Consider the following 13624-nt stretch of genomic DNA (forward strand, 5'->3'; position numbering starts at 1 on the left):
GCAAAAAAATTGGCTTTTAGTAAAATAGGTAAATTTTTCGGCATTTCTGATGAAGACGATGACATGCTTGATGGTGAAGAATATCTCGATGATCAAGAAATTGACAACGACACTATTCCAGCCAATACGATTGATCATGATAAGGTGGTTTCAATTAAGTCAGGGATGAATGCTGCTAAAAGTAAAATTGTCCTGTATGAACCACGAGTCTATTCTGATGCTAAGGATGTTGCCCAAAATTTGCTGAATAACAAGGCAGTGATCATTAATTTTAGTAGAATGGAAGATACATCTGCTAGACGAATTGTTGATTTTATCACAGGAACGGTGTATGCCCTTAATGGTGAAATTCAACGCATTGGTGACAAAATATTTTTGGCAACACCGCCTAAGTTTGTCACTAATGGGAAAATTAGTGAATTAGTTGATAAGAAAGATAACTTAAGTTAATGCTCACAATAATTTCTTATATTTTAAGTGCAGTCAACTGGCTGATTTGGCTTTACAGCATTATTATGGTGATTGATGCAATCTTGAGTTGGGTACCGTTTTTGCGGGATTCAGCTGTTGGCAGAATTCTTAATCGCATAATTGATCCTTACCTGAATATTTTTCGTAAGGGGCCAGTGCAAAGATTATCTTACGCAACGGGATTAGATTTATCTTTCCTATTGGGATTATTAGTTCTTTACTTTGTGCAGGATTATGCTCTTAATTGGTTAGCTAACATTCTCTTTCGGGTGCTAGGCTAATGATGAAAAGACAGGCAAGCAGCTTTTACCCACACTTTGATTCAGAAGAAAAGTCGACTGTTGACAAAATGGTCGGCTTTTTTAATCAGGTTATTTTTAAGCACGAGGCAATTCTAACGGACTTTTTAGACCCAGCACAAAGGGACATTTTAAAAACGGTCGCTGGTGGTGACTTGCTGGTGCAGGAATTTGGTGGCTACACTGATGCGGAGAAAAAGCGCGTTTATTTAAGTGAGGATTGGGTTAATTTAATGCCCGCGGATTATCAGGTAACGGCTTGTGAAATTTATTATCCTAGTAAATTTACCCAGTTAACTCATAGTTCAATTTTAGGAACATTGGCTAATTCCGGTGTTGAGACAGATACCTTCGGGGATATTATTACTGATGGCGCTGGCAAATGGCAGTTTTTTATAAAAACTGAACTGCTCGATTTTTTTACGCAGCAGATTGACCGCATTGGTCACACGCAGGTTAAAGTGCGTTCAGTTTTACCAAAAGAAATTTTAGTGCCAGAAGATGATAGTCAAATTGTTCCGCTAATTGTTGCTTCGCTTAGAATTGACGCGGTTTTAGCTGGGATTAGCAAGAACAGTCGCGGGCAATTAAAAGACGCAATTAATGCTAATTTAGTAAAATTAAATTGGCATGGAGTGAAAGATTCTAATATAATAGTAAAAGTAGGTGATGTTCTCAGCTTAAGGCACTTTGGAAGAAGTCAAATTATGGACATTACAACAACTAAAAAAGGTAAATATAGGGTGGTGCTAAAACTGTGGCAGACAAAAAAACACAAGCAAAAAGATTAACGCCAATGGACATTCACAATCAAGAATTTAAAAAGCGTGGACTTAACGGTTATGATCGTCGAGAAGTCGACAGTTTTTTAGATCAGGTTGTTGATGATTATGGTGATGCGTTAGATCAAACGGTTGATTTAAAAAATAATATTGTTAGCTTAAAGGATCAAGTTGCAAAATTGCAAACGCAGATTAACCAATATCAGCAGACTAAAGAAGATGCTGAGCAGGCAGTTGTTCGCGCGCAAGAGCAAGCACAAAAAATTATTCAGAACGCGACGCAACAAGCAGCAATTAATACTGATTACGAAAAGCAGCAACAAAAAACCATTAATAATGATTATGAACGGCTAAAGAAAGAAATAGCTGGTTATCGCAATCATCTTCAAGATTTGCTGCAAACGGCGATTGATAATTTAAGTGATGAAAAATGGCAAAAGGCGCTCGATAAATATTTTTCAACGGAACGCTTTTACCCGCCAGATGGCTCAGAACCAATAACTTTGGTCGATGATGACGAAGATATGGATGACGATGAAGAGCTAGATGAGCTTGACAATGATGATGAAGATGACGTAAACTTTGAGGAAGACATTGAAGAGGATCAGGATCCTGATGATCCGGACCGCCCCCAGCCAATGACTGGTGATAGTCCGAGTCATGAAACTGTTAATCAGCAAACGTCTAATCTATCAGATAATGGATCTGGACCAACAATTGTTTTTCCAGATGATTATAAAGATCATAATTAATAATAGACTGACAGTAAAACTTGCAGGCAATTCAGCGAATTAGCGCTGGTGGGAGGCTAATGTAAGAGCCCAATAGTTGATCAGCTGCCTTATTTGGTCTATTTACGTCGATTGCACGATACGCAATACATAAGTGGAGCTTAATAGCTCAATTTAGGTGGTACCACGATGATAAACCTCGCCCTAATTTAGGACGAGGTCTTTTTTTTACAGAAAGGAATCTAACAATGAGAGTAAAAGATACACTCAATTTGGGTAAGACCAAATTTAAGATGCGGGGAAATCTTCCAGTTCGCGAAGCTCAATGGCAAAAAGAATGGGAAGAAAACAAATTATATGAACAAAGATTGAAGTTAAATGAGGGCAAGCCTCGTTTTGACTTACATGATGGCCCGCCATTTGCCAATGGTAATATTCACATGGGTCACGCAATGAACAAGGTTTCGAAAGATATTATTGTTCGTTATAAGAATATGGACGGCTATTATGCACCATACGTTCCAGGTTGGGATACTCACGGTTTGCCAATTGAACAACAATTAGCTAAGCAGGGAATTGACCGCAAGACAATGGATCGGGCAGAATACCGTAAGCTTTGTGAAGAATTTGCTAGAAAAGAAATTAAAAAGCAAATGGAAGACTTCAAGCGCCTAGGTGTTATGGGCGATTGGGATCACCCGTATATTACGCTGCAGCCTGAATATGAAGCCGAAGAAATTCGCGTCTTTGGTAAAATGTACGAAAAAGGTTACATTTACAAGGGTAAGAAGCCAGTTTACTGGTCACCATCAAGTGAATCAACCTTGGCTGAAGCCGAAGTGGAATATCACGATATTAAATCACCATCAATTTATGTTGCCTTTCCAGTTAAAGACGGTAAAGGAATCTTAGATAGTAAAGATACTTATTTCTTAATCTGGACCACGACACCATGGACAATCCCAACTAACCAAGGAATTACAGTTAATCCAAAATTTGATTATTCTGTTGTTCAAGTTGGTGCTAAGCGTTATGTTGTTGGTACTGACCGCTTAGAAGCTGTTGCTAAGGATCTTGACTGGACTGATTACCAAGTTGTTCAACACATGCAGGGAACTGATATGGACCGCATGGTAGCCAAGCACCCATTGTATGACCAAGATTCCTTGTTGATGAATGCACTTCACGTTACATCTAGTGATGGTACTGGTTTAGTCCATACTGCTTCTGGCTTTGGTGAAGATGACTATAACGTTGCGCAAAAATATGGCTTGCCAGTGTTCAGTCCAATGGATAACAAGGGTTGCTTTACTTCTGAAATTCCTGATCCTGACTTAGTAGGGATGTTCTATAATGACGCTAATAAAGTTGTTAGTGAAAAGCTAAAGAAATCTGGCAATTTACTTAAGTTAAGTTTCTTTACGCACTCATACCCACACGACTGGCGGACTAAGAAGCCAGTTATTTATCGGGCAACGACTCAATGGTTTGCTTCAATTAAAAAGTGCCGTGAACAAATTCTTGAACAAATCGATCAAGTTAACTTCACACCATCTTGGGGTAAGTTGCGTCTGCACAACATGATCAAGGATCGTGGTGACTGGGTAATTTCACGTCAACGGGCGTGGGGTGTTCCATTACCAATTTTCTACGCTGAAGACGATACACCAATTGTTACTCCAGAAACGATTGAACATGTTGCCCAAATCTTTGCCAAGGAAGGTTCAAATGCATGGTACACGCACACTGCTAAAGAATTGCTTCCAGAAGGATTTACTTCAGAACATTCACCAAATGGCGAATTTAGAAAAGAAACCGACATTTTGGATGTTTGGTTTGACTCTGGGTCATCACACCAAGCAGTGATGGCTTACCGTAAAGATTTGCGCTTCCCAGCTGACCTCTACCTTGAAGGTAGTGACCAATATCGTGGTTGGTTTAACTCAAGCTTAATTACTGCTGTTGCAGCAACTGGTCAAGCACCTTACAAGGGAATTTTATCGCAAGGATTTGTTCTTGATGATAAGGGTCATAAGATGTCGAAGTCTTTGGGTAACGTAATTTCACCTAATGATGTAATTAAGCAAATGGGTGCTGAAATCATTCGTCTGTGGGTTGCTTCAGTTGATACAACTTCCGATGTTGCTGTTTCTCAAGATATTTTGCGTCAAACTTCTGAAAGTTACCGTAAAATTAGAAACACATTCCGTTACATGCTTGCTAATACTAGCGACTTTGATCCAAGTAATAATCGTGTGGCTTACAAGGATATGAATTCAATTGACCAGTACATGGAAGTTAGATTGAATGACTTGGTTAAGGAATGTCTTGACAGTTACGACAGATATGATTTTAATAATGTTTATAAGAAGGTCTTTGCCTTTATTTCTAACGATTTGTCAGCCTTTTATCTGGACTTTGCCAAAGATGTTTTGTACATTGAGAGTGAAGATGGTCTTGCAAGAAGATCAATGCAAACAGTGATTTATGATGCTGCCGTTAAGTTGGCCAAAATTTTAACACCGATTTTGCCGCACACAATGGAAGAAATCTGGTCATTCTTAAAAGAGCCAGAAGACTACATTCAACTTGCAAATATGCCAGAGGTTGAGGACTTTGCCAACCGTGAAGAATTGCTCGATAACTGGAAACACTTTATGCATCTGCGCGATGATGTTTTAAAGGCACTGGAAGAAGCACGGGATAAGAAGCTAATTGGTAAGTCATTTGAAGCTGCCGTTACTATTTATCCAACTGAAGAAACTAAGACAGTTCTTAATGAATTAGATGCTAACTTCAGACAGATTCTGATTGTTTCTAAGTTGACAATTGCTGATGGCGAAGCACCAGCAGAAGCTGAGCAATTGCCAAATGCCGCAATTGTTGTTGAACATGCAGCAGGAGAGGTTTGTCCACGTTGCCGGATGATCAAGACAGATATTGGTAATGATGCTGACTTGCCTTTGCTCTGTGCACGGTGTGCAGCAATTGTTAAAGAAGACCATCCTGAAGCAGTTCAAGAAGGATTAGAAGAATAATGCGTTTAGGAACAGTAAAACAATTTGATCATGACAGCAGTTTTGGCTTTATTGAGGATGACGAAAACCATAAATCGTACTTTGTATTTTATACAGCGATTAAAGAAGAGGGCTACCGCCGTCTTCAAGTCGGCCAAAAGGTTAAGTACCAACTTGCGCAAGGCAAAAACGGTTTACAATGTGTCAATGTGTATTTAGCTGATACGCAAGAAAGTGAGTAAATGGATTTAATAGAAACTGAAATTTCTTCAAAGCAAATTTTTAAGGGGCGAATTGTCGATCTCGCTGTTAGAACAATTAAATTACCTAACGGCGCTAGTGCAACTCGCGAAGTAGTCAATCATCAACCAGCCGCAGCTGTGATTGCAGTTAATAGCAAGCAAGAGATGTTGCTAGTTGAACAATGGCGTGAACCAATTAAAGAATTGACGTTGGAGATTCCAGCTGGGTTAATCGATGAAACTGACGCAAGTCCACTTGACGCGATGAAGCGTGAACTCAACGAAGAGGGCGGCTATCGTGCTGATTATTGGGAAAAAGTTGCTGAATTTTATTCATCACCCGGTTTTACTAATGAAAAATTGCATTTATTTTATTGTGATACATTAACTAAGTTAACTGACAAACGACCGCTTGATACTGACGAATTTTTAACCAGTCACTGGTATAATTTGGCTGATTTGAAGCAGCTGTCTGCTCAAGGTAAAATTGTTGATGCTAAAACCTTGTATGCAATGAGCGTGTGGGAAAACATGCTGCTAACAGGCGAAAAAGCAAAGGAATAATATGACTGAGAAACGATCCGATTACCGCAAACAAATTAAACGTAAAAAGAATAGTGGTCTTTTACATACAATTAAGTCAGCATTCGATGATAGCGATGAAACAGTTGATGTTAACCCTGACTTTATGCGTGAGCCTGAAGAAAAAGAGCAAGTAGCGTCAAAACATGCTGCAAGATCTAAGCGTGAAAAGCAGCATCATGATACTCGTGAGTCTAGTGCGCGAACTAGTGCAAAGGCAGGCAAAAAGCAGGATACTGACAAGGCCTTGCTCTTAAAGAAAAAGCTGAATCGAGCAATTTTGATTGTAATTGTTTTAATTGTTCTGGTATTATTGGCATTGTTTCATTTATAAAGATAAAATTTTATTTGAGGACTAAGATGAAGATAGCAATTATTGTCCCAATGGCAATTGAGGCAGAATATTATCGTAAAAACTTTCACTCAGGTAACAAGGAAATGTTCGGATCAACCGTATTCGAGCATTTTTGCGTTAAAGACAATGATATATATTTGGGCCTGAGTGGAATCGGCAAGGTGCAAGCGGCAATGAACTTGTCTAGTTTATTAAGCAAGATTGAGATTGATTTAATCTTGATGACTGGGACTGCTGGGTCACTGGCTGCTGATGTTCACAGAGAAGACTTGCTGCTAGCTGATTCGTTTACTTATCATGATGCGCATAATACCCTGGCTGGCGATTATGTGGAAGGGCAAATTCCGGGAGAACCAGCAGAATTTAAGCTGGATTCTCCTGCTAGAGAAGATTTTAAACGTTTCTTAACTGAGGAAAATGTGCCATTTAAAGAAGGGTTAATCGTTACTGGGGATGCCTTTATTGGCTCTGATGTTCAAAAGAAGACGATTAAGCAGAAATTCCCTAATGCCTTGGCTGTAGAGATGGAAGGTGCTGCTTTTGCGCAGGTTGCCTACCACTTCAATAAGCCGCTGATTGCTTTGCGGGCAATTTCCGACAATGGCAATGACGATGCTAACGAAGATTTTGACAAATTTGCCCAAAAGGTTGGTGCTAAAGCCGCTGAACTGATTTGTGCTTATTTAAAGAAGATGAATTAAATGCAAGAAATTTATTTAGATAATGCGGCGACCACGCCAATGTCACCGCAAGTTATTGATGTCATGACCAGCGAAATGAAGAACGACTTTGGTAATGCATCAAGTACTTACGAATTGGGCCGTAAGGCGCGACACGCAATTGATCATGCGCGCAGCCAAATTGCTGCAGCAATTAATGCCGATGATAATGAAATTATTTTTACTTCCGGTGGCTCGGAGAGCAATAATACTGCTATCTTTGGCGTTGCCCACAGTCGCAAAGAGATTGGTAAGCAAATTATCACGACTAAGATTGAGCATCCGTCGGTTTTGAATCCAATGCGTCAGTTAGAGCGTGAGGGTTACGAAGTGACATACCTCAATGTTGATGAGACCGGGCATATTTCACTTGATGACCTTAAAAACGCCTTGACACCAGAAACGATTTTAGTATCAGTCATGGCCGTTAATAATGAAGTTGGTAGCATTAATCCGCTGGCAGAAATTGGCGCAATTGTCGCGGATAGTAACGCTTATTTCCATGTTGATGCGGTTCAGGGTCTTGGTAATATTGACCTTGATGTTAAGAAAATGCAGATTGATTTATTATCAACTTCAGCTCATAAAATTAATGGCCCGAAGTTTTTAGGCTTTTTATACGAAAACAAGCAAATTAATTTACCACCACTAGTTTTAGGTGGTGAGCAGGAAACTAAACGTCGGGCTGGTACTGAAAATGTGCCGGGAATTGCTGGCTTTGGTGAGGCCGTTAGTGAAATTGCCGCGATTGATAAGACTGCTTTGCAGGCCAAGTATTCGCATTGGCAAGAGATGATTTTGCAGGCACTTGACGAGGGCCATGTTCAGTATGAAGTTAATGGCGGCCGCGGTGAGCACGTATCACATCATGTTCTTAATCTGCATATCGTGGGTGTCAGCACGACGATTTTACAGGCAAACCTTGATTTGGCAGGCTTTGCCGTCTCTGGTGGTTCTGCTTGTACGGCTGGTTCTCTTGAGCCTTCGCATGTTTTGATGGCTTGTTTTGGTAAAAAGTCTCCGCGAGTTAATGAGTCAATCCGAATTTCTTTTGGGCGGTATAATACGGACGAAGAAGTGGCTGCTTTTGCACAAGAATTATGCAAAATTGCCCATAAGGTACAAAAGTGATTGCTTTTTCTAGCAAGTTAACTTATTATAAGTAAGTGAGGTAAAATTATGGCAAATACAGTTATAATTAATGGCGACCAGCGTAAATTTACACTAAGTCCCGATTTAAAACTTTATGCGTTGATTGATGCCGGTTTTGTCAAAACCGTTAAGGGCAATTTCAATTATGAGCATCCACTTTATAATGATTCTCCTTATGATGCACCAACTAAACTTAAAATGACAATTAACAAGGACATGACGCGGTTAACAATGGTGGTAACCGATCGCAGTGGCTTGCAAAAGGTAAATATTTTTAAGAACAAGCAATTAGCGCAAACTGTAGAACTGTTAGACTATATTTTAAAAGATCTCGAAGAACGTAAAATTATTGTTCCAGTAAAGGATTGATGAAAGTTGACTGAAAAGAAGACAAGAGTCGTTGTTGGCATGAGTGGCGGCGTTGATTCATCTGTGTCTGCTCTTTTATTGAAGGAGCAGGGCTATGATGTGATTGGCGTCTTTATGAAAAACTGGGATGACACTGACGATGCCGGTGTTTGTACAGTAACTGAAGATTACGATGATGTTAAAAAAGTAGCAGATCAAATCGGCATTCCATATTACTCAATTAATTTTGAAAAGGAATATTGGCACCGTGTATTTGAGTACTTTTTAAGTGAATATAAAAAGGGTAGAACACCTAATCCAGACATTATGTGTAATAGTCAAATCAAATTCAAATCATTTTTGGAATTTGCATTGAACTTAGATGCCGATTATATTGCAATGGGTCATTATGCTAAAACCGTCACGGACGAAAACGGCGTCACGCACATGATGCGGCCAAAAGATGGCAATAAGGACCAAACTTACTTTTTAAGTCAACTAAGTCAAGAACAAATTAGCAAGGTGATTTTTCCACTAGCTAATTTGACAAAACCGCAGGTACGCGAAATCGCAATTAAGGCAGGATTAGCAACTGCTAAAAAGAAGGATTCGACTGGGATTTGTTTTATTGGTGAACGTAATTTCCGTAAATTCTTAAGCGAATTTTTACCAGCCAAGTCAGGTAAGATGGTTACCGCAGATGGCAAGGTTGTTGGCGAGCATGCCGGCTTAATGTATTACACAATTGGTCAGCGGTCAGGCTTGGGTCTTGGCTCAACCAAGGAGTCAACTGATCCGTGGTTTGTTGTTGGTAAGGACTTAGCAAAGAATGAATTAATTGTTGAACAGGGTTACGATAGTGAACTGCTGTATGCTACTAAATTAGAAGCTAGCGGCATGTCATTCTTTACTGGTCAGCCAGACCATGATTTCAAAATTCATTGTAGCGCCAAGTTCCGCTACCGCCAGTGTGATGTTGGCGTGACGGTTGAATATCACGCAGAACAAAACACTGCTACAGTATACTTTGATGAGCCGGCTCGCGCAGTAACACCCGGTCAGGCACTCGTCCTTTACAACGGTGAGGAATGCCTCGGTGGTGGGAATATTGATGCCGCATACCAGGAAGAGAAGCAATTACAATTAGTTTAATTTGATCTAAAAAAGGAAAGCATAATTTGCTTTTCTTTTTTTGTTTTGCTCTCATTAAATGATAAACTAGACAAGTAACAGCAATAGAAAAGAGATAAAATTACTGATGCAGATTTATTTTGTACGGCATGGAAAAACAGAGTGGAATCTTGAAGAACGGTTTCAAGGAGGACATGGGGACTCCCCGCTATTGTCGCAAAGTTTAATTGATATTAAAAAGTTGGGTCAGCACCTAAAAAATACTAAATTTAGGGCAATTTATGCTAGTCCGCTAAAGCGGGCCTTTGATACGGCGCAAGGAATTGATGATGCAATGAATGCTGAATTACCGGTGATTATTGATGAACGCCTGCGTGAATTTAACTTAGGTAAAATGGAAGGCATGCAATTTAAGGCAGCCGAACAAAAGTATCCTACACAAGTTGATGACTTGTGGCATCATCCTGAGCGCTATGAGGGGCATCAGATTAGTGGTGAAAATTACCCTGAAGTGATTGCTCGTGGTCAAAGTTTTGCCCGTGAAGTTGCGCAGAAATTTTCTAATCCAGATGATAAAGTTTTGGCAGTTAGTCATGGTGCTGCTTTGTCAGCAATTATGGGTGGTCTGTTAGGCTTTTCGCTTAAAAATTTACGGCAAAAAGGTGGCCTAAATAACACTAGTTTGACAATTTTATCTACCGATGACCAAGGCCAAACCTGGCACTCATTGATTTGGAATGAGACCGACTTTTTAGACCGTAAACTTTCAGAAACGGATGCATTATAAATGGCGAAACAGGATAAAAAGCAAGCAGACATTGACCAAAAAATTCACCAATTAATAACCAAAATCGATCAACAGCCGCAAAAGGCGGATAATTATTTGCAACTGGCAACTTATTTACTAAATGAGGGTAGTTTTGCTCAAGCAACGCAATTATTGGAGCAGGCCAAGCAGCTAGTGAAAAAGCCGCAGGACTTAGATTATGATTTAGCAGTCTGCTATTACATGCAGGGAGATTTTGATAAGGCATTAACCTTGCTGGACCAAATTCCAAATGATGATTTGGTTTTATATCAAAAAGCACTGGTTTACCTCAAGATTGGGCAGAAGCAAAAAGCCTTGGCTTATGCATTGACAATCAAGAAACTTGATAATCGGGTACGAGAATTATTGGGCGATATTTGGCTTAGCCTGGGTCAATTGAAGGAAGCGCGCACTAGTTATGAGCAAATTCCACCGGCTGCTAGAAGTGCGAAAGTTAATTTCTTACTTGGAATTACAGTCTTGGAAGATGACCGCAAGAAGGCACAAGAATTTTTGCAAACAGCGAAAAAATTGGACCCGAAATATTATCAGCAGGCACTTGACCAGTATTCATCAATTCTTAAATTAGTTAAGGATAAGGGCAATAGTAATGACTGAATTTGTAGGCAAAATTAACGGAATTGTTTTTGAAAATAATCAGGATTTATACAAAATTCTTGACGTGACGATCAGCGGCAAACTGGCTGATTATGACCGGGATGAAATCAAAGTCACCGGTAATTTCGGTGATGTGCAAATCGGTGGCACCTATCAGTTTTCAGGTAAATTGGTGGTCCACAATAAGTTTGGTTTGCAGTTTCGCTGCGATCGTTATCAGCAGGCTCTGCCACATGAGGAAGGCAGTTTGAGCCGTTATTTGAGTTCAAGCAAGTTCCCAGGCATTGGTAAAAAGGCCGCTAATACAATTATTGCCGAATTAGGAGTTGATGCCTTGGCGGTGCTGAAGGACAACCCGGCTAAGATTGCTACATTGCCGTTAACGCAAAAACAGAAGGACAGTTTGCTTACTGGCATAAATTCGATGGATTCTTATTCAGAAATCATTTTGAAATTGACCCAGTTCGGTTTGAATAAAAAGGTTGCCAGTCGTCTTTACCAAATCTATCATGGTGAAACGCTGGCCAAGCTCCAAGAAGATCCTTATGCCTCAATTGATGAGGTCACTGGTTACGCGTTTAGGAGTGCTGACCGTATGGGGCAGGAGCTGGGAATTCCTAGTGATGATCCCCGTAGAATTAACGGTGCCATTTTTCAGGTTTTGCTTGACGAGCTAAGTAAAGAAGGCAACACCTACGTTAAGTTGGCGCAATTATTGACAGATACCAGCAAGCTGTTGCAAATTAACCAGTTTGACCCAATTGCTAGCTGTGTTAACCAGCTTCAGCATGATGGTAAAGTTGTTGTTTCTGGCGAAAATGCGGCTTTGCAAAATATTGCGCAGACCGAGAATGACATCGCCTTAACAATGAAGAATTTAATTGAACGGCGAGTTGAGCAGGATGAAAACGAGCAATATAGTGATCGCAGCGTTAATCAAGCGATTAAAAAGGCCGAAAAAGAGTTAAAAATTAAGTATGATGACACGCAAAAGGCGGCCATTAAAAATGCTTTAACTCACCCGATTTCGATTTTGACAGGTGGCCCTGGTACCGGTAAGACGACAATCATTAACGGAATTTTGCTAGCGCTGCGTGATTTAGCAGAGATACCAGCTTCCGCTCTTTACAGTAGTGATCCACCGTTCCTATTGGCCGCGCCCACTGGTCGTGCTGCTAAAAGAATGGAAGAAATCACCGGTATTACTGCTAAAACAATTCATCGCATGCTAGGGTTAGGGATCGGTGAAAACGATGAAGCCGACTTAAATGAACTTAATGGTGAAATTTTAATCATTGATGAAATGTCCATGGTTGACATGTTCCTGTTTAAGCAGCTAATTTCAAGTATTAACCAAACTAAGCACGTTGTTTTTGTCGGTGATAAAGACCAGCTGCCGTCAGTTGGCCCAGGCAATGTCTTTAGTGATTTGATTAAATCAGCAGCGCTGCCGACGACGGTGTTAACGCAAATTCACCGGCAAGGCGACGATTCAAGTATTATTACTTTGGCGCATGATATTAATGAAGGTACTGATCAAGATGCCTTGTTCCAAAAGACTAAAAATTATTCCTTTATTTCTTGTCCACCACACGAAATCGGCCACGTGGTCAGTCAAATTGTTGAGCGTGCACTAAAGAAATTTAAACCAGATGACATTCAAGTTCTTGGGGCAATGTATCACGGGGAAGGCGGGGTTACTAACCTGAATAATTTGATTCAGGAAATCATGAACCCAGCTCAACCTGATAGCAAGTATCTTGAAGTCCATGATGAAATTTTTCGGATTGGTGATCGGGTGTTACAACTGCAGAATAACCCGGAAAAAGATATTTATAACGGTCAAATTGGGAAAATTATTTCCATCGATTCTAAAAATGCTCAAAAATGCATGACTGCTGATTTTGACGGTCGAGAAATCAATTTTAGTAAAAAAGACCTGTTTGACCTGACTCGTGCTTATGCCATTACAATTCATAAATCACAAGGGTCAGAATTTCCGCTGGTTATTTTAAATTTGACTATGCAAAATTATGTAATGCTCAAACGCAATCTGTTATACACGGCAGTTACGCGGGCAGAGAAAAATTTGGTTTTAGTTGGCGATCCACGCGCTTACGTGATGGCACTCAATACATCGGGCAATGACCGAAAAACTGGCTTGACCGCCAAACTGCAAAAATTACTTGAGCAGGAGCCAGATGAAGCTGACGATGAACAGGCTGTGGCTGAAACTTCGACTAAAGAGCAAAATAGTGAGCCGAAGGATTATATTTTGACATCAGAATTGATTTATTCTGGTGAAATTGATCCGATGATTGGCATGCGCGGCATTAAATTGGTGTCCCGCACATAAAATAGAGGTAAAT

Annotated in this window: 15 protein-coding genes; all 15 read left to right on the plus strand. The window is 40.1% G+C overall.

The features are described from left to right. Positions 1–9: 9 nt before the first annotated feature. The 15 genes from sepF to OZX63_RS04370 all read left to right on the plus strand — a co-directional run bounded on the left by sepF (position 10) and on the right by OZX63_RS04370 (position 13611). Positions 10–450 (plus strand): cell division protein SepF, encoded by a 441-nt coding sequence (gene sepF, locus OZX63_RS04300; protein WP_277132597.1) that lies wholly within the window; start codon positions 10–12, stop codon positions 448–450. Continuing rightward, entirely contained in the window at positions 450–752 is a 303-nt protein-coding gene (locus tag OZX63_RS04305; protein WP_277144920.1) for a YggT family protein, read from the plus strand. Before sepF ends, OZX63_RS04305 begins: the two co-directional genes overlap by 1 nt. Further along, a complete protein-coding gene (locus tag OZX63_RS04310) occupies positions 752–1561 on the plus strand; it encodes a YlmH/Sll1252 family protein (RefSeq protein WP_277144922.1) in 810 nt (269 codons plus the stop codon). Before OZX63_RS04305 ends, OZX63_RS04310 begins: the two co-directional genes overlap by 1 nt. Beyond that, positions 1528–2304, plus strand: coding sequence for a DivIVA domain-containing protein (locus OZX63_RS04315; RefSeq protein ID WP_277144924.1), 777 nt, complete (start codon positions 1528–1530; stop codon positions 2302–2304). Before OZX63_RS04310 ends, OZX63_RS04315 begins: the two co-directional genes overlap by 34 nt. Positions 2305–2531: 227 nt before the next feature. Then, positions 2532–5321, plus strand: a complete 2790-nt coding sequence (gene ileS, locus OZX63_RS04320) for an isoleucine--tRNA ligase (RefSeq protein ID WP_277144926.1) — start codon at positions 2532–2534, stop codon at positions 5319–5321. Further along, a complete protein-coding gene (locus OZX63_RS04325; protein WP_277144928.1) occupies positions 5321–5542 on the plus strand; it encodes a cold shock domain-containing protein in 222 nt (73 codons plus the stop codon). The genes ileS and OZX63_RS04325 overlap by 1 nt, the downstream gene beginning before the upstream one ends. Further along, complete coding sequence (locus OZX63_RS04330) at positions 5543–6106, plus strand: NUDIX hydrolase (RefSeq protein ID WP_277144931.1); 564 nt, start codon at positions 5543–5545, stop codon at positions 6104–6106. Between the two features lies 1 nt (position 6107). Then, the gene (locus OZX63_RS04335) at positions 6108–6458 is read left to right on the plus strand and encodes a hypothetical protein (RefSeq protein WP_277144933.1); all 351 of its coding nucleotides are present in this window, start codon (positions 6108–6110) and stop codon (positions 6456–6458) included. A 26-nt stretch (positions 6459–6484) separates the two neighbouring features. Further along, complete coding sequence (locus OZX63_RS04340) at positions 6485–7180, plus strand: 5'-methylthioadenosine/adenosylhomocysteine nucleosidase (protein ID WP_277144935.1); 696 nt, start codon at positions 6485–6487, stop codon at positions 7178–7180. Beyond that, positions 7181–8329, plus strand: a complete 1149-nt coding sequence (locus OZX63_RS04345) for a cysteine desulfurase family protein (RefSeq protein ID WP_277144937.1) — start codon at positions 7181–7183, stop codon at positions 8327–8329. Positions 8330–8377: 48 nt separating this feature from the next. Continuing rightward, on the plus strand, positions 8378–8719 hold the full coding sequence (locus OZX63_RS04350) for a DUF1831 domain-containing protein (protein WP_277144938.1): 342 nt from the start codon (positions 8378–8380) through the stop codon (positions 8717–8719). A gap of 39 nt (positions 8720–8758) precedes the next feature. Next, entirely contained in the window at positions 8759–9850 is a 1092-nt protein-coding gene (gene mnmA, locus OZX63_RS04355; protein WP_277145097.1) for a tRNA 2-thiouridine(34) synthase MnmA, read from the plus strand. 106 nt (positions 9851–9956) lie between these two features. Further along, complete coding sequence (locus tag OZX63_RS04360) at positions 9957–10616, plus strand: histidine phosphatase family protein (protein WP_277144940.1); 660 nt, start codon at positions 9957–9959, stop codon at positions 10614–10616. Continuing rightward, positions 10617–11255 carry a tetratricopeptide repeat protein gene (locus OZX63_RS04365; protein ID WP_277144942.1) on the plus strand — a complete coding sequence of 213 codons (639 nt, stop codon included), beginning with the start codon at positions 10617–10619 and terminating at the stop codon, positions 11253–11255. Next, positions 11248–13611, plus strand: coding sequence for an ATP-dependent RecD-like DNA helicase (locus OZX63_RS04370; protein WP_277144943.1), 2364 nt, complete (start codon positions 11248–11250; stop codon positions 13609–13611). Before OZX63_RS04365 ends, OZX63_RS04370 begins: the two co-directional genes overlap by 8 nt. Positions 13612–13624 lie beyond the last annotated feature (13 nt).

This window comes from Lactobacillus sp. ESL0700 (genome assembly GCF_029392095.1).
Classification (GTDB): domain Bacteria; phylum Bacillota; class Bacilli; order Lactobacillales; family Lactobacillaceae; genus Lactobacillus.

Excerpts from the sequence above, each read along its gene's own strand:
- OZX63_RS04360 (WP_277144940.1), top strand. The coding sequence starts at position 9,957 with ATGCAGATTTATTTTGTACGGCATGGAAAAACAGAGTGGAATCTTGAA.
- OZX63_RS04330 (WP_277144931.1), top strand. The coding sequence starts at position 5,543 with ATGGATTTAATAGAAACTGAAATTTCTTCAAAGCAAATTTTTAAGGGG.
- OZX63_RS04335 (WP_277144933.1), top strand. The coding sequence starts at position 6,108 with ATGACTGAGAAACGATCCGATTACCGCAAACAAATTAAACGTAAAAAG.
- OZX63_RS04370 (WP_277144943.1), top strand. The coding sequence starts at position 11,248 with ATGACTGAATTTGTAGGCAAAATTAACGGAATTGTTTTTGAAAATAAT.
- ileS (WP_277144926.1), top strand. The coding sequence starts at position 2,532 with ATGAGAGTAAAAGATACACTCAATTTGGGTAAGACCAAATTTAAGATG.
- mnmA (WP_277145097.1), top strand. The coding sequence starts at position 8,759 with ATGAGTGGCGGCGTTGATTCATCTGTGTCTGCTCTTTTATTGAAGGAG.
- OZX63_RS04310 (WP_277144922.1), top strand. The coding sequence starts at position 752 with ATGATGAAAAGACAGGCAAGCAGCTTTTACCCACACTTTGATTCAGAA.
- OZX63_RS04325 (WP_277144928.1), top strand. The coding sequence starts at position 5,321 with ATGCGTTTAGGAACAGTAAAACAATTTGATCATGACAGCAGTTTTGGC.
- OZX63_RS04350 (WP_277144938.1), top strand. The coding sequence starts at position 8,378 with ATGGCAAATACAGTTATAATTAATGGCGACCAGCGTAAATTTACACTA.
- OZX63_RS04305 (WP_277144920.1), top strand. The coding sequence starts at position 450 with ATGCTCACAATAATTTCTTATATTTTAAGTGCAGTCAACTGGCTGATT.
- OZX63_RS04340 (WP_277144935.1), top strand. The coding sequence starts at position 6,485 with ATGAAGATAGCAATTATTGTCCCAATGGCAATTGAGGCAGAATATTAT.
- OZX63_RS04345 (WP_277144937.1), top strand. The coding sequence starts at position 7,181 with ATGCAAGAAATTTATTTAGATAATGCGGCGACCACGCCAATGTCACCG.
- OZX63_RS04365 (WP_277144942.1), top strand. The coding sequence starts at position 10,617 with ATGGCGAAACAGGATAAAAAGCAAGCAGACATTGACCAAAAAATTCAC.